The 18,631-nt window shown below is 71.1% G+C and carries 16 protein-coding genes and 1 riboswitch; of the genes, 7 read left to right on the top strand and 9 right to left on the bottom strand.

Annotation, left to right across the window (positions count from 1 at the left end):
• Positions 1-27: 27 nt before the first annotated feature.
• Complete coding sequence (locus tag ABZ471_RS15805; RefSeq protein ID WP_359066685.1) at positions 28-723, bottom strand: GntR family transcriptional regulator; 696 nt, start codon at positions 721-723, stop codon at positions 28-30.
• On the opposite strand from ABZ471_RS15805, the gene ABZ471_RS15800 reads away from it, so the two are divergent.
• Complete coding sequence (locus ABZ471_RS15800; RefSeq protein ID WP_359066683.1) at positions 722-889, top strand: hypothetical protein; 168 nt, start codon at positions 722-724, stop codon at positions 887-889. The genes ABZ471_RS15805 and ABZ471_RS15800 overlap by 2 nt on opposite strands.
• Positions 890-921: 32 nt before the next feature.
• On the opposite strand, the gene ABZ471_RS15795 is transcribed toward ABZ471_RS15800, so the two are convergent.
• From ABZ471_RS15795 to ABZ471_RS15785, 3 genes are all read right to left on the bottom strand, one after another.
• On the bottom strand, positions 922-1,677 hold the full coding sequence (locus tag ABZ471_RS15795) for a M23 family metallopeptidase (RefSeq protein WP_359066681.1): 756 nt from the start codon (positions 1,675-1,677) through the stop codon (positions 922-924).
• 12 nt (positions 1,678-1,689) lie between these two features.
• Positions 1,690-1,854, bottom strand: a riboswitch (cyclic di-AMP (ydaO/yuaA leader).
• A 222-nt stretch (positions 1,855-2,076) separates the two neighbouring features.
• Positions 2,077-3,465 (bottom strand): pitrilysin family protein, encoded by a 1,389-nt coding sequence (locus ABZ471_RS15790; protein WP_359066679.1) that lies wholly within the window; start codon positions 3,463-3,465, stop codon positions 2,077-2,079.
• The gene (locus ABZ471_RS15785) at positions 3,462-4,856 is read right to left on the bottom strand and encodes a pitrilysin family protein (RefSeq protein WP_359066677.1); all 1,395 of its coding nucleotides are present in this window, start codon (positions 4,854-4,856) and stop codon (positions 3,462-3,464) included. The genes ABZ471_RS15790 and ABZ471_RS15785 overlap by 4 nt, the downstream gene beginning before the upstream one ends.
• 412 nt (positions 4,857-5,268) lie before the next feature.
• Between ABZ471_RS15785 and ABZ471_RS15780 the strand changes: the two genes are divergently transcribed.
• Positions 5,269-7,728 (top strand): DNA topoisomerase IV subunit A, encoded by a 2,460-nt coding sequence (locus ABZ471_RS15780; protein WP_359066675.1) that lies wholly within the window; start codon positions 5,269-5,271, stop codon positions 7,726-7,728.
• Here ABZ471_RS15780 and ABZ471_RS15775 read toward each other — a convergent pair.
• Entirely contained in the window at positions 7,725-8,795 is a 1,071-nt protein-coding gene (locus tag ABZ471_RS15775) for a GTP-binding protein (protein ID WP_359066673.1), read from the bottom strand. The two genes, ABZ471_RS15780 and ABZ471_RS15775, sit on opposite strands and share 4 nt — an antisense overlap.
• A gap of 129 nt (positions 8,796-8,924) precedes the next feature.
• Positions 8,925-10,088: a citrate synthase/methylcitrate synthase gene (locus ABZ471_RS15770; RefSeq protein WP_359066671.1), complete on the bottom strand. Its 1,164-nt coding sequence runs from the start codon at positions 10,086-10,088 to the stop codon at positions 8,925-8,927.
• Positions 10,089-10,201: 113 nt separating this feature from the next.
• Here ABZ471_RS15770 and ABZ471_RS15765 point away from each other — a divergent pair, with 113 nt between their 5' ends.
• The 4 genes from ABZ471_RS15765 (at position 10,202) to ABZ471_RS15750 (ending at position 14,982) form a co-directional block, all read left to right on the top strand.
• Complete coding sequence (locus ABZ471_RS15765; protein WP_359066669.1) at positions 10,202-11,458, top strand: citrate synthase family protein; 1,257 nt, start codon at positions 10,202-10,204, stop codon at positions 11,456-11,458.
• Between the two features lie 53 nt (positions 11,459-11,511).
• Positions 11,512-12,453, top strand: a complete 942-nt coding sequence (locus tag ABZ471_RS15760) for a sucrase ferredoxin (protein WP_359066667.1) — start codon at positions 11,512-11,514, stop codon at positions 12,451-12,453.
• 151 nt (positions 12,454-12,604) lie between these two features.
• Positions 12,605-14,305: a sensor histidine kinase gene (locus ABZ471_RS15755; protein WP_359066665.1), complete on the top strand. Its 1,701-nt coding sequence runs from the start codon at positions 12,605-12,607 to the stop codon at positions 14,303-14,305.
• Complete coding sequence (locus ABZ471_RS15750; protein ID WP_359066663.1) at positions 14,302-14,982, top strand: response regulator; 681 nt, start codon at positions 14,302-14,304, stop codon at positions 14,980-14,982. Before ABZ471_RS15755 ends, ABZ471_RS15750 begins: the two co-directional genes overlap by 4 nt.
• 6 nt (positions 14,983-14,988) lie before the next feature.
• Here ABZ471_RS15750 and ABZ471_RS15745 read toward each other — a convergent pair whose 3' ends face one another.
• From ABZ471_RS15745 to ABZ471_RS15735, 3 genes are read right to left on the bottom strand one after another with little or no spacing between them, the layout of a single operon-like run.
• Positions 14,989-16,041, bottom strand: coding sequence for an ABC transporter substrate-binding protein (locus tag ABZ471_RS15745; protein ID WP_359066661.1), 1,053 nt, complete (start codon positions 16,039-16,041; stop codon positions 14,989-14,991).
• Between the two features lie 53 nt (positions 16,042-16,094).
• Entirely contained in the window at positions 16,095-16,958 is an 864-nt protein-coding gene (locus tag ABZ471_RS15740) for an ABC transporter permease (RefSeq protein WP_359066659.1), read from the bottom strand.
• Entirely contained in the window at positions 16,948-17,763 is an 816-nt protein-coding gene (locus ABZ471_RS15735) for an ABC transporter ATP-binding protein (RefSeq protein ID WP_359066657.1), read from the bottom strand. Before ABZ471_RS15735 ends, ABZ471_RS15740 begins: the two co-directional genes overlap by 11 nt.
• A gap of 159 nt (positions 17,764-17,922) precedes the next feature.
• On the opposite strand from ABZ471_RS15735, the gene ABZ471_RS15730 reads away from it, so the two are divergent.
• Positions 17,923-18,615 (top strand): response regulator, encoded by a 693-nt coding sequence (locus ABZ471_RS15730; RefSeq protein WP_359066655.1) that lies wholly within the window; start codon positions 17,923-17,925, stop codon positions 18,613-18,615.
• Positions 18,616-18,631: the final 16 nt, after the last annotated feature.

The raw sequence follows: 18,631 nt of genomic DNA, 5'->3' as shown, positions 1-18,631 counted from the left end.
ACCCTCTCTTTGTATACGGCGCCCGTGTTAATGCCGCAGACTCGACATGTTTACGGCGTGTTGCGAGTTCCTCACACGCTCCGGGCGATCTCCGCCCGCGGTGAACCGCAGCCGGTGCGCGGTCGTGGAGCGCTCGGCGTGCAGCGCCGTGACCGCCCGCGCACGCTCGCTGTCACCGCGCGCCACCGCGTCCACGATCGCGCCGTGCTCCGCCCAGGACTCCACGGGAGCCGACGGGGCCTCCACCGTGTACATCCAGGCGACCTTGTGCCGCAGCTGGGTCAGCATCGAGCTCAGCGACGGGCTGCCGGAGGCCTGGGCGAGCGTCTCGTGGAACCAGCCGCCGAGCGAGCGCAGATCCTCGCTGTTGCCCCGCCTGGCCCGCTCCTGGCCCAGCCGGACGAGCCCGCGCAGCACCTTCAGATGGGCCTCGGTGCGCCGTTGGGCGGCCCGGGAGGCGCCGAGCGGCTCCAGCAGCATCCGCATCTCCAGCAGGTCGGCGGCCTCCTGCTCGGTCGGCTCGGCCACGCACGCGCCCGCGTGCCGTCTGGTCACCACGAAGCCCTCCGCCTCCAGGGTGCGCAGGGCCTCGCGGACGGGGACCCGCGAGACGCCGTAGCGGCGGGCCAGGACTTCCTCGGTGAGGCGGCTGCCGCGCTCGTAGACACCGGCCACGATGTCGTCCCGGATCGCCGTGCACACCGAGTGCGCCGGAATACGCATGACCGACCTCCGCCTTAATCCCCGTGAAACGTCGACGATGGACGCCTGTTCCGTGACTCTATTGCAATGGGCCGGAATTTCCGACGGCAGACCGGAATCCATGGATATTTTTTGGTCAGCGGAGGCTGCGGGCACCACGGAAAACGGCGAAAGCCCCGGCTCGTGAGCCGGGGCTTCGGGATGTCGTACGCCGGAGCGTCAGACGTTCACGCCGTGCCCTCGGAGGTAGGCGACCGGGTCGACGTCCGAGCCGTACTCGGGGGTCGTACGGGCCTCGAAGTGCAGGTGCGGTCCGGTGACGTTGCCGGTCGCGCCGGACAGGCCGATCTGCTGGCCCGGGGTGACCTTCTGGCCCACGGTGACGCCGATGGACGACAGGTGGCCGTACTGGGTGTACATGCCGTCGGCCATCCGGATCACGATCTGGTTGCCGTACGCCCCGCCCCAGCCGGTGGAGACGACCGTGCCGGAACCCGCCGCGTGGACGGTCGTCCCGCTGGCCGCATGGAAGTCGATCCCGGTGTGGGAGCCGGAGGACCACAGGGAGCCGCCGGTCTTGTAGCCGGTGGAGACGTACGAGTGCGCGATCGGGGCGACGAAGGCGTTCAGGCGCTTGCGCTCGGCCTCACGGGCGGCGCGCACCTCGGCCTCGCGCTCCTTCTTCGCCCGCGCGGCGGCCGCCTTCACCGCGGCCTCCTCGGCCGCCTTCTGGTCGGCGGCCTCCTGCTGGGCCTCGGCCTGCGCGTCGATCTGCTCGGCGACCGAGTCGCTCACGGTGATGACCGGGGTGAGGCCGGTGTCCTCGACGGAGTTGTCCGCGGCGAGCGCCGGAGTGGCCGCGAGGGTGCCGATGACGCCGGTGGTGGTGAGGGCCGCGATGCCTGCCGCCTGAGCGGTGGTGCGCTTGACCCGGCCGGGCTTGCGGTGCTTCCCGGTGGCGCACATGAACGCCATGAAGTGGCTGGTCCTTTCCTTCCCTCTCGCCTACCGGGTTAGCTGACGGGTTCGGAGCAGGAAGGTCTCCTACGGACCCCCTCGCTCGCGCGCGGGCGTCCGATTCACCCCAGGGACTACGGTTGGGTCCCCGGCTCCCCTGGCTCGCGCCGTACGGGGACTCGGCGATGACTGTCCGGTGCCGCGGATGCGGCGCACTGCCTGACGAACAGCCCGGAAAACGCTAAAGGCGCCGCCTTTCGATCCCCAAACGGATCCGGGCTTTTGTAGCGCATCCCACAGGTCAGACAGGCAACCTCTGCCCCAATTCGGACATCTGGGGAAGGGCTGCGCACAGCAAAGGGCCCTGATGACCCGTCGGTCCTCAGGGCCCCGCGCGCGTGTGGCGCCGTCCGGCTGCTACTCGGCCGCCACGACGGTGACTTCGCCGATGCCGAGCGCCTCGACCGGCTCCTTGATCTGGGCCGCGTCACCGACGAGGACGGTCACCAGGCGGTCCACCGGGAAGGCGTTGACGGCCGCCGCGGTGGCCTCCACGGTGCCGGTGGCGGCGAGCTGCTGATACAGCGTCGCCTGGAAGTCGTCGGGCAGGTGCTGCTCGACCTGGTCCGCCAGCGTGCTCGCGACGGCCGCCGCGGTCTCGTACTTCAGCGGCGCCACGCCGACGAGGTTCTGCACCGCGACATCTCGCTCGGCGTCGGTCAGGCCGTCCGCCGCGAGCGTGCGCAGCACCGTCCACAGGTCCTGCAGCGCGGGACCGGTGTTCGGGGTGTCCACGGAGCCGCTGATGGCGAGCATCGCGGCGCCCGTGCCCTCCGGAGCGGAGCGGAGGACCTGCCCGAAGGCGCGCACGCCGTAGGTGTAGCCCTTCTCCTCACGCAGCACGCGGTCCAGGCGGGAGGTGAGCGTGCCACCGAGGCAGTACGTGCCGAGCACCTGGGCGGGCCACACGCGGTCGTGCCGGTCGGGGCCGATCCGCCCGATGAGCAGCTGCGTCTGGACGGCGCCAGGCCGGTCGACGACGACCACGCGGCCGGTGTCGTCGGCGGACACGGGCGGCACGGGCCGGGGCCGGCCCGCGGTGCCGGTCCAGGCGCCCAGGGTGTCGCTGAGCAGCGCGTCCAGGTCGGTGCCGGTGAGGTCGCCGACGACGACCACGGTGGCCGTGGCGGGTCGCACATGGCGGTCGTAGAAGGCGCGTACGGCCGTGGCGTCGATCTTCTCGACGGTCTCCTCGGTGCCCTGGCGCGGGCGCGACATGCGCGAGGTGGCCGGGAACAGCTCCTTGGAGAGTTCCTTGGCGGCCCGGCGGGCGGGGTTGGCCAGCTCGTGCGGGATCTCGTCGAGGCGGTTGCGGACCAGCCGCTCGACCTCGCTCTCGGCGAAGGCGGGCGCGCGCAGGGCGTCGGCGAGCAGGCCGAGGCCCTTGGCCAGGCGGGAGGCCGGGACCTCCAGGCTGAGGCGGACGCCGGGGTGGTCGGCGTGCGCGTCGAGCGTGGCGCCCGCGCGCTCCAGCTCGGCGGCGAACTCCTCGGCGGAATGCTTGTCGGTGCCCTCGGAGAAGGCCCGCGCCATGATCGTGGCCACGCCGTCCAGGCCGCTCGGCTCGGCGTCCAGGGGCGCGTCCAGCAGCACCTCGACGGCGACGACCTGCTGGCCGGGGCGGTGGCAGCGCAGGACGGTCAGAGCGTTGTCCAGCGTGCCGCGCTCGGGCGCCGGGAACGCCCAGGGCTTGGCCTCGCCGGCCTGCGGCTGGGGGTGGAAGTCCATCGTGGCGAGCTCGCTCACTTGGCCGTCTCCTCGTTGTCGTTACCGGCCTCTACGGTCGCTTCCTTCTCCGGGTCCTCCGGGATGTCGGCGTCCGCGACCGTCTCCGGGGACTTCGGCTCGTAGACGAGGACCGCGCGGTTGTCGGGACGCAGACGCGCCTTGGCGACCGCCTTGACCTCGTCGGAGGTCACCTCCAGGACGCGCTGGACGGCGGTGAGGGCGAGCTGCGGGTCGCCGAACAGGACCGCGTACCGGCACAGTTCGTCGGCGCGGCCGGCGACCGTGCCGAGCCGGTCCAGCCACTCGCGCTCCAACTGAGCCTGGGCGCGCTCCATTTCCTCGGGCGTCGGGCCCTCCTCGGCGAACCGGGCCAGCTCCTCGTCGATGGCGGTCTCGATGACCGGCACCTCGACGTCACCGGAGGTCTTCACGTCCAGCCAGCCCAGCGAGGGCGCGCCGGCCAGGCGCAGCAGGCCGAACCCGGCGGCGACGGCCGTACGGTCGCGGCGCACGAGCCGGTTGTACAGGCGGGAGGACTCGCCGCCGCCGAGGACGGTGAGCGCCAGGTCGGCCGCGTCGGACTCGCGGGAGCCGTCCTGCGGGAGCCGGTAGGCGGCCATCAGGGCGCGCGCCGGGACCTCCTCCACGACGACCTCGCGCAGCTGCTCGCCGAGGATCTCCGGCAGGGCGCCGTCGCGGGGCTGGGGCTTGCCGTCGTGGGTGGGGATCGAACCGAAGTACTTCTCGATCCAGGCCAGGGTCTGCACGGGGTCGATGTCGCCGACCACGGAGAGCACCGCGTTGTTGGGCGCGTAGTAGGTGCGGAAGAACTGGCGCGCGTCCTCCAGGGTGGCCGCGTCCAGGTCCGCCATCGAGCCGATCGGCGTGTGGTGGTACGGGTGGCCCTCCGGGTAGGCGAGGGCGGTCAGCTTCTCGAAGGCGGTGCCGTAGGGCACGTTGTCGTAGCGCTGGCGGCGCTCGTTCTTGACGACGTCCCGCTGGTTCTCCATGGACTCGTCGTCCAGGGCGGCGAGCAGCGAGCCCATGCGGTCGGCCTCCAGCCAGAGGGCGAGCTCCAGCTGGTGGGCGGGCATGGTCTCGAAGTAGTTGGTGCGCTCGAAGCTGGTGGTGCCGTTGAGCGAGCCGCCGGCCCCCTGCACCAGCTCGAAGTGACCGTTGCCCTTGACCTGTGCCGAGCCCTGGAACATCAAGTGCTCGAAAAGGTGAGCCAGGCCGGTACGTCCCTTGACTTCGTGGCGGGAGCCGACGTCGTACCAGAGGCACACCGCCGCCACCGGGGTCAGGTGGTCCTCGGAAAGCACCACGCGCAGACCGTTGGCCAGGCGGTGCTCGGTCGCTGTCAGGCCCCCGGAGCCTGCCTCGGCTGTGGTCGTGTGACCCATGGGCATGTACGTCCCTTCGCGAGCGGAGGCGGTCGTCGAAACCGCGGTTTTCCTGCCGGTCCTGCCACTGTATGCAAGCGGGCGGAGCCTCGGCGAAGTTCCCGCCGGACGTACGCCCACAGCGGATCGCGTAGCCTGCGTCGGGCGTGCCGTGGGACGGCTTTCCGGCCACGCGCCGAGCCGCTCCCCAGGCCGGGCCGGGCCACGGAGACCGGGTCGTGGCGCGGGTTGTCAGTGCCGCGGTCCACAATGGTCCGCGTCAGATCCGTCAAACGCTTCAGCAAGAGCGAGCTGTAGGGGCGCGTCGATGTCGAGAGGGCGAGCGCGCGGAGGCCCGAAGGGGTGAGCACGGTCGCCCTCTCGACATCGACGTGAGCGCCCCCGTAGGCGAGCGACCAGATAGAAGGAGCCAGGCAGGATGGCCCGCCGCAGCACGAAGACCCCGCCGCCCGACGATTCGTACGAGGAGAAAATCCTCGACATCGACGTCGTGGACGAGATGCGTGGCTCCTACCTTGAGTACGCGTACTCGGTCATCTACTCGCGCGCCCTGCCGGACGCCCGCGACGGCCTCAAGCCGGTGCACCGCCGGATCGTGTACCAGATGAACGAGATGGGTGTGCGCCCCGACCGCGCCTACGTGAAGTGCGCGCGTGTCGTCGGCGAGGTCATGGGCAAGCTGCACCCGCACGGCGACGCGTCGATCTACGACGCCCTGGTGCGCATGGCCCAGCCGTTCTCGATGCGCGTCCCGCTGGTCGACGGCCACGGCAACTTCGGCTCGCTGGGCAACGACGACCCACCCGCCGCCATGCGGTACACCGAGTGCCGGATGGCCGCGGCGACGAGCCTGATGACCGAGTCCATCGACGAGGACACGGTCGACTTCACGCCCAACTACGACGGCCAGGAGCAGGAGCCGGTGGCGCTGCCCGCCGCCTTCCCGAACCTGCTGGTCAACGGCTCCTCGGGCATCGCGGTCGGTATGGCGACGAACATGCCGCCGCACAACCTGCGCGAGGTCATCGCGGCGGCCCGCCATCTGATCAGGTACCCGAACGCGGACCTGGACACGCTGATGAAGCACGTCCCGGGCCCCGACCTGCCCACCGGCGGCCGGATCGTCGGCCTGGACGGCGTCCGGGACGCGTACGCGACGGGCCGCGGCACCTTCAAGATCCGCGCGACGGTCTCGATCGAGAGCGTGACCGCCCGCCGCCAGGGCCTGGTCGTCACCGAGCTGCCGTTCACGGTCGGCCCGGAGAAGGTGATCGCCAAGATCAAGGACCTGGTCAACTCCAAGAAGGTCCAGGGCATCGCGGACGTCAAGGACCTCACCGACCGCGAGCACGGCCTGCGCCTGGTCATCGAGATCAAGAACGGCTTCGTGCCGGAGGCGATCCTGGAGCAGCTGTACAAGCTGACCCCGATGGAGGAGTCCTTCGGCATCAACAACGTGGCCCTGGTGGACGGCCAGCCGCTCACCCTGGGTCTGAAGGAACTGCTGGAGGTCTACCTCGACCACCGCTTCGACGTGGTGCGGCGCCGCAGCGAGTTCCGCCGCAGCAAGCGCCGTGACCGCCTGCACCTGGTCGAGGGCCTGCTCACGGCACTGGTCGACATCGACGAGGTCATCCGGCTGATCCGCTCCAGCGAGAACTCCGCGCAGGCCAAGCAGCGCCTGATGGAGCGCTTCTCGCTGAGCGAGGTCCAGACGCAGTACATCCTCGACACGCCGCTGCGCCGCCTCACCAAGTACGACCGGATCGAGCTGGAGGCGGAGAAGGACCGGCTCACCAGGGAGATCGAGGAGCTGACCCGGATCCTGGAGTCGGACGCGGAGCTGCGCAAGCTGGTCTCAACCGAACTGGCCGCCGTGGCCAAGCAGTTCGGCACCGACCGGCGCACGGTCCTGCTGGAGTCCGGCGGCGCGCCGGTGGCCGCCGTGCCGCTCCAGGTCGCCGACGACCCGTGCCGGGTGCTGCTGTCCTCCACGGGCCTGCTGGCCCGTACGACGAGCAACGAGCCGTTCTCGGAGGACTCCGGCGCCCAGCGCGCCAAGCACGACGTGATCGTCTCCGCGGTCCCGGCGACCACACGGGGCGAGATCGGCGCGGTGACCTCGGCCGGCCGCCTGCTGCGGATCAACGTGGTCGACCTGCCGCAGCTTCCCGAGACGGCGGCCCCGCCGAACCTCGCCGGAGGAGCGCCGCTCGCGGAGTTCGTGTCCCTGGAGGACGACGAGACGCTGGTCTGCCTGACCACGCTGGACGAGTCGTCCCCGGGCCTGGCGCTCGGCACCGAGCAGGGTGTCGTCAAGCGTGTGGTGCCCGACTACCCGTCCAACAAGGACGAGTTGGAGGTCATCACGCTCAAGGAGGGCGACCGGATCGTCGGCGCGGTGGAGCTGCGCACCGGCGAGGAGGACCTGGTGTTCATCACGGACGACGCGCAGTTGCTGCGCTTCCAGGCCTCCATCGTCCGCCCGCAGGGCCGTCCGGCCGGCGGCATGGCGGGCATCAAGCTCACCGAGGGCGCCAAGGTCATCTTCTTCACGGCGGTCGACCCGGCCGCCGACGCACTGGTCTTCACGGTGGCGGGCTCGCGCGGCACGCTGGACGACTCCGTGCAGACGACGGCCAAGCTGACCCCGTTCGACCAGTACCCGCGCAAGGGCCGGGCCACCGGCGGTGTGCGCTGCCAGCGGTTCCTGAAGGGTGAGGACTGCCTGGCCCTGGGCTGGGCGGGCCCCGCACCGGCACGGGCGGCGCAGAAGAACGGCACCCCGGCGGAGCTGCCGGACCTGGACCCGCGCCGGGACGGCTCCGGCACATCGCTGCCGAAGACGGTGGCCGTGGTCGCGGGAGCGCTGATCTAGGCCTCGTACGCCACTGCGTCGGGTTCCTCCTCGGAGCCCTGTACGTACCGCAGGACGCCCCACATGCCGTGCTCGTCGGTGTGTGGGGCGTCGTTCCTGCACGCCTCCAGCTCCTTGCCGAGCGCGCCCGCGTCGATGCCGGAGCCGATCAGGACGAGCTGGGTGAGGCGGGCGTCAGCGGGCGTCCAGGGCTCGATGTAGAAGCGCAGGAAACGGCCGACGGCATGGACGGCGTACCGGTTGACGGTGTCGTGGGGTCCGAAGTCGACGTACCCCTTGATCCGGTACAGCCCCTCCGGACGGCTGTCCAGGAACTGCATCAGCCTGCGGGGTTCCATCGGCAGGTCGGCAGCGAAGGAGAGGCTGTCGTAGCCGGTGTGCAGATGACCGGCATGGCCGTGGTCGTCGTCGCCGTGCTCGTGCAGGTCGTCGAAGGACAGCTGCCCGATGCGCTCCTCGCTCGGCCGGCAGTCGAAGAGGACCTCCGGGTCGATGCGGCCGTAGGTGGCGGGGACGACGGCGGCACGGTCGGTGAGCGAGCGGACGAGGCCGAGGACACGGTCGGCGTCCGGTGCCCGGTCCAGCTTGTTGACCACGACGAGGTCGGCGAGGGCGAGGTGCCGGTCGATCTCGGGGTGCTCGGCCCGGGTGCCGTCGAACTCGGCGGCGTCGACGACCTCGACGAGGCCGCCGTAGACGATGCCGGGATGGTCGCTGGCGAGCACCATCCGTACGAGTTCCTGCGGTTCGGCGAGTCCGCTGGCCTCGATGACGATGACGTCGATGCCGGCGCCGGGCGCGGCGAGCCGGTTCAGGTAGAGGTCGAGTTCGCTCGCGTCGACGGCACAGCACAGGCAGCCGTTGCCGAGCGAGACGGTCGAGTCGCCGAGGGCTCCGGCGACGGCCATCGCGTCGATCTCGATGGCGCCGAAGTCGTTGACGATCGCCCCGATGCGGCTGCCTCCGCTGCGGTGCAGCAGGTGGTTGAGGAGCGTGGTCTTTCCGGAGCCCAGGAATCCGGCCAGCACGACGACCGGGATCTGCTGCGGGGTACGACTGTTGCCCAACGGGCGCCCTCTCTCACGTGAACCGACTGTCGGTCCAGGATAAGAGCGGGACGCCCTGGTCCCGGGGGCCGCCGGGGCCCGTCAGCGCCTTGCGGATTCTTCATCCCGCGGACGCAGTGACTCCGTCCCTCAGGGCTGAGCCGGCACCGCCACCGGCGGCTGCGGGCCCACGTACCGCGCCACCGGACGGATGATCTTCGAATCCGCCGCCTGTTCCAGGATGTTGGCGCTCCAGCCCACCACCCGGGCCGCCGCGAAGGTGGGGGTGAACATCTCCCGGGGCAGGCCGCACAGTTCCATGACCACGCCCGCGTAGAACTCGACGTTGGTGTGCAGTTCACGGCCGGGCTTCAGCTCGGCGAGGATCGCCTCGACCTGCCGCTCGACCTCGATCGCGAAGGCGACGCGCTGGCCCCCGAAGCCCTGGGCGATCTCGCGCAGCATCCGCGAACGGGGGTCCTCCGTGCGGTAGATGGCGTGCCCGAAGCCCATGATGCGGTCGCCGGCGAGCACCCGCTCCCGGATCCAGGAGTCGATGCGGTCCGGCGTGCCGATCGCGTCCAGCGTGTCGAGGGCACGGCTGGGCGCCCCGCCGTGCAACGGCCCGGACAGTGCGCCCACGGCCCCGACCAGACAGGCGGCCACGTCAGCACCTGTGGACGCGATGACCCGCGCGGTGAACGTTGATGCATTGAATCCGTGATCAATGGTCGAGATCAGGTACTGCTCGACCGCACGCGCCCGCCGCGGGTCCGGTTCCTCGCCCGTGAGCATGTACAGGTAGTTGGCCGCGTACGACAGGTCCTCGCGCGGCTCCACCGCATCGAGGCCCTGCCCCAGCCGGTACAGCGCGGTGAGAAGGGTCGGCACGGCCGCGCAGACCGCGACGGTGTCCGCACGGCGCCGGCCTGCGTCTGTGTCGTACACCGGCCGGAACCCCTGCGCCGCGCCCAGCAGCGACAGCGCCGTGCGCAGCCCGGCCAGCGGGCCGGCCATGCGGCTCGCCGTCGCGACGGCGGGCAGCGCGGCACGCACCTCCTCGGGCAGCCGGCGCAGCTCTGCGGTCTCGGCGAGGAAGGCGGCACGGCGCTCCGCGTCCGGGAGAGCGCCGTGGACGAGGAGGTGCCAGACGTCTTCGAAGCCGCGGGTCTGCGCGAGTTCGACGGCCGAGTACTGGCGGTAGTGGTAGAAGCCCTCGATCCCCCGTACGTCTCCGATCTCGGTGTCGGTGACGACGACTCCCGCAAGGCCGCGCGGTACGTCGACACGGGGTGCGGTCCTGTTGATCGACATGATGTTCCTCCCTGGACTTGACCCGACTGTCGATGATTGACGTATTTCCTGTCAATGTTGATTCGATCAATGTATAAATATCAAGATGTGCAGAGGCGGCTACGGTGGCCTCCATGCGCGATCACGAACCCGCCAAGGACCGTCCCGGGCGAAGGCTGACCACCAGGGAGACCGCCGAACTGCTCGGTGTGAAGCCGGAGACGGTCTACGCCTACGTGAGCCGCGGCCTGCTCAGCAGCAGGCGCGAACCCGGCGGCCGCGCGAGCACCTTCGAGGCGCGGGAGGTCGAGGCCCTCGCCCGGCGCAACCGGCGGGAAGCCGCGGGGAGTCCGGGCTCGGGCGGGGACCTGTCCGTGCGGACCCGGATCACACTGATCGACAGGGACCGGTACTACTTCCGTGGCGTCGACGCCACGGAGCTGGCCGCCCGCCACTCCTACGAGGAGGTCGCGGAGTGGCTGTGGACCGGCCGCATGATCCCGGGCATGACCTTCACCGCACCCGAGAGCACGGTCGACGTCGCCCGCCACGCCGTGAACGCCCTGCCCGAACACACCTCCCCCACCGACCGCCTGCGGGTGGCCGCGATCGCCGCGGCGGCCGAGGATCCGCTGCGCTTCGACCTGTCCGAGGAGGCCGTCCTGAGCACGGCGCGCATCCTCATCCCCACGCTCGTCGCCGCGCTGCCGCCGGTCCTGCACGCCCCCGAGGACGACGGCCCGCTGGCCCACCGCCTGTGGGGCCGGCTGACCGGACGCCCCGCCGACGAGGCGTCGTTGCGCGTCCTGGACACGGCCCTCGCACTGCTGGTCGACCACGACCTGGCCGCCTCCACGCTCGCCGTCCGGGTCGCCGCCTCGGCCCGCGCGCACACCTACGCGGCCGTCTCGGCCGGGCTCGGCGTCCTGGAGGGCCCGCTGCACGGCGCCGCCAGCGGCCTCGCCCACCGGATGCTGCTGGACGTACTCGACCAGGGCACCGCGGTCCCGGTGATCGCGGACGAACTGCGTGCGGGGCGTCGTATCCCCGGACTCGGCCACCGGCTCTACCCCGGCGAAGACCCGCGCGCGCGGGCGCTGTTCGCACTTCTGGAGCAGGTCCCGCGCGCGGAGCCCGCCCTGCTTGCGGCCCGCGACATCGTGGCCACGACCGCCCGCCACACCCCGCTGCACGCCAACGTCGACATGGCCCTCGCCGTGTTCACCGCCTCCTGCGGCATGCCCGCCACGGCCGGGGAGACCGTCTTCGCCGTCGCCCGGACGGCAGGCTGGATCGCCCACGTGCTGGAGGAGTACGGCGAGCGCCCGCTGCGTATGCGCCCCAGCGGTCACTACGTCGGTCCGCGCCCTCCGCAACCCCTCCCGGAGTAGGAAACGGGACGGCCGGAAGTCGCCCCGGGGAAAGTCAGGTTAGGCTCACCTCTGTGAGTAGGTGCGCAACCGTCTCCCGGAACCTCGACGAGCCGGTTTCCGGCACGGCTGCCACGGCGACGACGTGGCTGCTGCTGGAACAGCCCGGCCCCTGGGGTGCCAAGGCGCTCACTTCGAGCCATCTCGACCCCGCGCTGGGCCGCGCCCTGGAGGCCGCCGCCGAGGGCACCGGCGTCCGCGTCGCGCTCATCCGGCACCCCGGCCGCCACGCGGACCCCGGCACCGCCACGCTCCGGCGCGTGTACGTGGCCCACACCGTCCCCGGAAAGATCTGGCTGCACAGCGCCACCACCCACGACCCGCACCGGCTGCTCGGTCTCGACTTCGCCGCTCTCGGTGCCGGCGACCACCGCTCCTTCGACGCGGTGCTCGGTGGCCGGCCGCACACGGGCGACCCGCTCGCGCTCGTGTGCACCAACGGCAAGCGCGACCGCTGCTGCGCCCTCCTGGGCCGTCCCCTCGCCGCCGAGCTGGCCGCCTCGGGGGTGCGGGGCATCTGGGAGGTCACCCATCTGGGTGGTCATCGCTTCTCGCCCACTGTCCTCGTCCTGCCGTACGGCTACGCGTACGGCCGCGCGGAGGCCCACACCGTCAAGGAGGCCCTGCACGGGGTCCAGGAGGGGCGCGTGGTGATCGAAGGGTGCCGCGGGTGCTCCGCCTGGGACCGGCCCGGCCAGGCGGCCGAGCTGGCCGTGCGCTCGGCGGCGGCCGAGTACACGGCCGGCACGCTGAGCGTCGTACGGACCGAGGGCAGGGCCCCGCGCTGGGAGGTCACGGTCGCCCACGCCGACGGCCGCTGCTGGCGCGTCACGGTGGCGCAGGGCACGTCCCTGCCGCCCCGCCCGGAGAGCTGCGGCGCGGCGGTGCTCGGGGCGCCGGCTCGGATGGACGTGGTGGCGGTGCGCGAGTTGCGGACGGCGGCGCTGGCGAGCTGAACCGGGTCTCCCCCGCGCCCCGGGGCGGGCCGAGGCTCCCGCGCGCCCCGGGGCGCGCTGAGTCTCCCGCGCCGGCTTCTTCAAGAACGGGTCAAGAGATCCACACCACATCCCTACGGCGACCGCCGCGCGCCCACGTACCGTCGTGGGTATGAGCCCCACTCCCCCTGCACGCCGCCTGCGCCTCGGTCTGCCCCGGCGGGTGTTCTCGCAGGTGCTGCTGATGCAGGTGGCCATCGCCGCGGGAGTGGCGGTGCTCGCGACCGGGCTCTTCCTGGCGCCGCTGAGCAAACAGCTGGACCAGGAGGCGATGCGCCGCGCCCTGGCCATCGCCCAGACCACGGCACAGGACCCGCAGATCGCCGAAGGTGTCCAGCACACAGCGCCGACCAGGAACGGCCCGGTGCAGCAGGAGGCCGAGCGGATCCGGCACGCCACCAACGCCGAGTACATCGTGGTGCTGGACCGGCACTGGGTGCGCTGGTCGCACCCCACCCCGGGGGAGATCGGCCGCCCTGTCTCCACCGACCCCAGCGACGCCCTGGCCGGCAAGAGCGTGATGGAGATCGACAAGGGCACCCTGGGCCGCTCGGCCCGCGGCAAGGTTCCCCTGTACGACGCCGACCACCGGATCGTCGGGGCGGTCTCCGTCGGCATCGCGTACGACAGCGTGCGCGCCCGGCTGATCAGCACGATCCCGGGGTTGTTCGCCTACGCCGGCGGTGCCCTCGCGGTGGGCGCGCTCGCCGCCTGGCTGATCTCCCGCCGGGTGCAGCGGCAGACCCGGGACCTGGCCTTCTCCGACATCTCCGCGCTGCTCGCCGAGCGGGAGGCGATGCTGCACGGCATCCGGGAGGGCGTGGTCGCCCTCGACCGCGGCGGCCGCATCCGCCTGCTCAACGACGAGGCGCGGCGTCTGCTGGGCATCGGCGACGAGGCCGTCGGCATGTCCCCGGACGAGGCGCTGGGCGAGGGTCGTACGACGGACGTCCTGGCCGGGCGCGTGACCGGCACCGACCTGCTGACCGTGCGCGGACAACGCGTCCTGGTCGCGAACCGGATGCCCATGGACGACGGCGGCGCGGTGGCCACCCTGCGCGACCGCACCGAACTGGAGCAGCTGGGCCGCGAACTCGACTCCACGCGTGGCCTGATCGACGCCCTGCGCGCCCAGGACCACGAGCACGCCAACCGCATGCACACCCTGCTCGGCCTGCTGGAGCTGGAGATGTACGACGACGCCGTGGAGTTCGTCGGCGAGGTCGTCGGGGACCACCGGGCCACCGCCGAGCAGGTCACCGAGAAGATCCAGGACCCGCTGCTCGCCGCACTGCTGGTCGGCAAGGCGACCGTGGCGGCCGAACGCGGTGTCGCCCTGTGGGTGTCGGAACGCACCCGGCTCCCGGACCGGCTGATCGACCCCCGGGGTCTGGTCACGGTGATGGGCAACCTCGTGGACAACGCGCTCGACGCGGTCGGGGGCACCCCGCACGCGCGCGTAGAGGTCGAGTTGCGCACCGAGGGACGCGCGGTCGTCCTCCGGGTATGCGACACCGGCCCCGGAATCCCCGAGGACCAGCGGGAGTTGATCTTCACGGAGGGGTGGTCCACGAAGAAGCCCCCCGCGCACGGCAAACGCGGCCTCGGGCTCTCGCTGGTGCGCCGGCTCGCCGAACGGCAGGGCGGGAGCGCGGCGGTGGACGCAGCGGACGGCGGGGGCGCGGAGTTCACCGTCGTCCTACCCGAGGCACTGACGGAGGCGGAGCTGGAGCCCGCGCTCACCGGGTCCGCGGAATCGGCTGCCACAGCCCCTGCACACGTTCCCGCCGCCGCCCAGGAGGACGCGCGATGATCGAGGTCCTGGTCGTGGACGACGACGCCCGGGTCGCTCGGGTGAATGCCGCCTACGTGGAGAAGGTGCCCGGCTTCCATGTGGCCGCCGAGGCGCACAACGCGGCCGAGGCGCTGCACCGGCTGGAGACGCTGCCGCGGCTCGACCTGGTCCTCCTGGACCACTACCTGCCCGACGACACCGGGCTCGCGGTCGTCCAGGAGATGCGCCGGCGCGGCCACCAGACCGACGTGATCATGGTGACGGCCGCGCGGGACGTGTCGACCGTCCAGGCGGCCATGCGGCACGGCGCCCTGCAGTACCTGGTGAAACCGTTCGCCTTCGCCGGGCTGCGGGCCAAACTGGAGGCGTACGCCCGGCTGCGCCGCACGCTGGACGGCGGCGGCGAGGCCGAACAGGCCGAGGTGGACCGCATCTTCGGCGCCCTGTCCGCGCCGTCCGAGCCGGGCCTGCCCAAGGGGCACTCCCCCACCACCGCCGAGCTGGTGCGCCAGTCGCTGATGAGCGCCGAGGGGCCGCTGTCCGCCCAGGAGATCGCCGAGCGGACCGGGGTGAGCCGCCAGACCGCCCAGCGCTACCTCAAGCTCCTGGAGCGCACCGGACGGGCCCGGCTGACCCTCAAATACGGCGACGCGGGCCGCCCGGAACACCGTTACGTGTGGGCGACCCGCGCGTGAGCCGTGCTACTTGGCGGCCTCGACGAACTCCGTGGTGTACGTCTTGCTGAGGTCGACGTCGGCATTCTGGATGTTCGGGTTGAATGCCTTGAGCACCTTCTCAACGGTCTCGGGCCCATTCGCGGGCATCACACCGTCGTCGGTGAACATCGGCAGTGTGCTCTTGATGGCCTCCGTGTAGAGCGTCTTGTCGCTCTGGGAGTAGTCGGCGGGCATCTTGGCCGCGATCTCGACGGCGCTGTGCGTGGACATCCACTTGAGCGTCTTGACGAATGCATTGGCCAACTTCTGGACGGTGTCCTTGTGTCCATTCACCCAGTCCGTCTGCATGTACAGGCTTGACGAGGGGTACGGCCCGCCCAGCGCCTTCTGCGAACCCTCGGGGGTGCGCATGTCGACGAGAATCTTGCCCGCCTTCTTGTCCAGGACCGTGGCGACGGTCGGGTCGGTCGTCATACCGCCGTCGATCGCGCCCTTCTGGAGCGCCGCTATGAACGTCGGCCCGGCGCCCACGGCGACCGGCGTGAACTCGCTGACCTTCACACCGTTCTTGACCGCGAGGTACTTGGTGAGGAAATCGGTCGAGGAGCCCAGGCCTGTGACACCGAGCTTCTTGCCCTTGAAGTCCTTGGGCGACGTGATGTCGCCGGCCGCCTTGTTGGAGACCATCTCCACCTCGCCGGGCGCGTGCGAGAACTGCACGACGGACTCGACGGACTTGCCCTTCACCTGGAGGTCGAGCGTGTGGTCGTAGAAGCCGACCGCTCCCTGCACCTGGCCGGAGACGAGCGCGGTCTCGGCCTGGACTCCCGCCGGCTCGCTGAGCAGCTCCACGTCGAGGCCCTCGGCGTCGAAGTAGCCGAGCTGCTGGGTGAGCATGGCGGGCAGGTAGATGACCTTGTCCAGGCCACCGACCATGATCTTGACCTTCTCGCCCTTGCCGTCGCCCTTGCTGCCGGTGGCGGTGGAGCTGGCCGCGTCGTTGGCGCAGGCGGTGAGCGAGGAGAGGGCGAGCAGGCCGGCGGCGGCCAGCGAGGCGTATCTGGCGGTGTTGCGCATGAAGTTCACGTCCTTGTGAGAGGGCGGTGCGGGGAGAAGGAGGAGAAGAGCGCTCAGCTGTCGGAGCCGGTCGGCTTCCAGCGGAAGATGCGGCGTTCGGCGAAGGTGAGCAGCCCTTCGGCGGCGAGGGCGACGACCGCGAGGATGACCATCGCGGCGTAGACGCCGGCCGGGTTGAAGGTGTTCTGAGACTGCGAGACGAGCAGGCCGATGCCCTTGGTCGCGCCGATGTACTCGCCGACGATGGCGCCGATGAGCGCGAAGCCGAAGCTGACGTGGAGGCTGGTGAAGATCCAGGAGGTGGCCGACGGGATGACCACCTGCAGGGTCACCCGGCGGTCGCTGGCGCCCAGGATGCGGGCGTTGGCGACGAGGTTGCGGTCGACCTCGCGGGCGCCCTGGAAGGCGTTGAAGAACACCGGGAAGAAGACCAGCACCACGGCCGAGGCGACCTTGGAGGACGGGCCGAGTCCGAACCAGATCAGGAAGATCGGAGCGAGGACGATCCTGGGGATCGAGTTGAGCACCTTGATGAACGGACCGAGGACGTCGGCGAGGAAGTTGATCCGCCCCAGCGCGATACCGAACACGACACCGGTGATGACACCGATGACCCAGCCGAGCAGCGCCTCGTAGAGCGTGTACCAGATCTGCTCGCCCAGGGAGCCGAGCGCGGTGCCGTGCATGACCCAGGTCCAGATCTGGTCCCAGATCTTCGACGGCATGGAGAAGTTGAACGGGTCGATGACCTTGGCCCGGGACAGGAGCTCCCACAGGCCGAGGAAGGCCACCAGGAGCAGCATGCGCACGGCGAACACGATCGCCTTGCGTCTGCGAGCCGCCTGGGCCCGCGACTGGGCGCGGTCCGGGGCCTTGGCCGTCTCGACGACCGGTGTGCTGAGGGTGTCAGGCGACATGAGCGGCGCCCCTCTCACGGGTGATACGGACCTCTTCGCCGAGGGACTCCCAGATCTCGCGGTAGATCTCGATGAACCGCGGCTCCAGGCGTACCGACTCGACCTTGCGCGGCCGGGGCAGGTCGATGTCGAAGACCTGCTTCACGGTCGCGGGGCCGGCGGTCATCACGACCACCTTGTCGGCCAGCGCGATGGACTCCTCCAGGTCGTGGGTGACGAAGACGACGGAGGCGCCCGTGCCCTCCCACAGCTCCAGCAGCTCGTCCGACATCAGCGCCCGGGTCTGCACGTCGAGCGCCGAGAACGGCTCGTCCATCAGCAGGATCTCGGGGTCGTTGACGAAGGTGGCGGCGAGGGCGACGCGCTTGCGCTGGCCGCCGGAGAGCTGGTGCGGGTAGCGGTCCTCGAAGGCCGCGAGTCCGACCCGGGCCAGCCATTCGCGGGCCTTCTGCCTGGCCTCCGCCTTGGGCACGCCCCGGAAGCGGGGGCCCGCCATGACATTGGACAGGACCGTCCGCCACGGGAAGGTGGCGTCCTGCTGGAAGACGAAACCGACCTGGCCGCCGACGCCGTCGACCGGCTGCCCGGCCACCAGCACCTCGCCCTCGGTGGGCTCTTCCAGACCGCTGACCAGGGTCAGCGTGGTGGACTTCCCGCAGCCGGTCGGCCCGACGACGGCCACGAACTCGCCCCGCTGGACAGTGAGGTCCAGGCCGCGCACGGCCGTGTGCAGAGCCCCCGACGGGGTTTTGAAGATCTTGCTCGCGCCCCGTAGCTCGATGGCGGGGCTGATGTCTGCGCTCATGGGCCGGGACGGTAGGTGTGGCCCCGGCCACAGCAGCAGTCTTGTGAGCACAAGCCGTTCTTTTGCTCGCAAGAGCCTGTTGTGCTCGTTTTGCTCGCGCTACAACTGCGGAGCACGAAACACGGGCTTAACGCTCGCCGGCCTTGAAGGAGAGGCCTGATGATTGACGTCCTGGTGGTGGACGACGACTTCCGCGTCGCAGAGATAAACGCCAAGTACGTGGGGAAGGTTCCCGGCTTCCGGGTGAGCGCCCGCGCGCACAGCGCTGCCCAAGCCCTGGCGGCTGTCGAGCGCGGCTCCGTCGACCTGGTTCTGCTCGACCACTACCTGCCGGACCGGACCGGCCTCGAACTCGTCCACCGGATGCGGGAGCAGGGCCACGGCACCGACGTGATCATGATCACAGCGGCCAGTGATGTGACCACCGTTCAGCAGGCGATGCGCCTGGGCGCCCTGCACTACCTGGTCAAACCCTTCACCTTCGCCGCCCTGCGCACCCGCCTGGACTCCTACGCGGCCCTGCGTCGCACCGTCGACCGCGTGGGCGGCCGGGGTCTGACGGGCCAGGAACAGGTCGACCGGATCTTCAGCGCCCTGCGCACGTCCCCCGCCCCGTCCGCGCCGGGCCTGCCCAGCGGTCACTCGGAACCCACGACGGACCTCATCTGCGGCGTCCTGCACCGCGCGGACCACCCGCTCTCGGCCCATGAGGTCGCCGCCAGAACCGGCCTGAGCCGCTCCACGGCCCAGCGCTACCTCCGCCACCTGGAACAGGCGGGCCGCCTCCGCCTCTCCCTGAGGTACGGCGACACCGGCCGCCCCGAACACCGGTACGCCTGGGTGGCGCCGTAGGCCGGCCGGTCGGCCC

This window comes from Streptomyces sp. NPDC005728, assembly GCF_040630895.1.
Classification (GTDB): Bacteria; Actinomycetota; Actinomycetes; order Streptomycetales; family Streptomycetaceae; genus Streptomyces.
Note: the sequence above shows the minus strand (reverse complement) of the source record. Positions and strands in the feature narration are given on the sequence as shown.

Coding starts and splice junctions, on each gene's coding strand:
- ABZ471_RS15750 (WP_359066663.1), top strand. CDS start 14,302: ATGATCGAGGTCCTGGTCGTGGACGACGACGCCCGGGTCGCTCGGGTG.
- ABZ471_RS15805 (WP_359066685.1), bottom strand. CDS start 723: ATGCGTATTCCGGCGCACTCGGTGTGCACGGCGATCCGGGACGACATC.
- ABZ471_RS15730 (WP_359066655.1), top strand. CDS start 17,923: ATGATTGACGTCCTGGTGGTGGACGACGACTTCCGCGTCGCAGAGATA.
- ABZ471_RS15740 (WP_359066659.1), bottom strand. CDS start 16,958: ATGTCGCCTGACACCCTCAGCACACCGGTCGTCGAGACGGCCAAGGCC.
- ABZ471_RS15745 (WP_359066661.1), bottom strand. CDS start 16,041: ATGCGCAACACCGCCAGATACGCCTCGCTGGCCGCCGCCGGCCTGCTC.
- ABZ471_RS15795 (WP_359066681.1), bottom strand. CDS start 1,677: ATGGCGTTCATGTGCGCCACCGGGAAGCACCGCAAGCCCGGCCGGGTC.
- ABZ471_RS15800 (WP_359066683.1), top strand. CDS start 722: ATGACCGACCTCCGCCTTAATCCCCGTGAAACGTCGACGATGGACGCC.
- ABZ471_RS15735 (WP_359066657.1), bottom strand. CDS start 17,763: ATGAGCGCAGACATCAGCCCCGCCATCGAGCTACGGGGCGCGAGCAAG.
- ABZ471_RS15780 (WP_359066675.1), top strand. CDS start 5,269: ATGGCCCGCCGCAGCACGAAGACCCCGCCGCCCGACGATTCGTACGAG.
- ABZ471_RS15755 (WP_359066665.1), top strand. CDS start 12,605: ATGAGCCCCACTCCCCCTGCACGCCGCCTGCGCCTCGGTCTGCCCCGG.
- ABZ471_RS15770 (WP_359066671.1), bottom strand. CDS start 10,088: ATGTCGATCAACAGGACCGCACCCCGTGTCGACGTACCGCGCGGCCTT.
- ABZ471_RS15785 (WP_359066677.1), bottom strand. CDS start 4,856: ATGCCCATGGGTCACACGACCACAGCCGAGGCAGGCTCCGGGGGCCTG.
- ABZ471_RS15765 (WP_359066669.1), top strand. CDS start 10,202: ATGCGCGATCACGAACCCGCCAAGGACCGTCCCGGGCGAAGGCTGACC.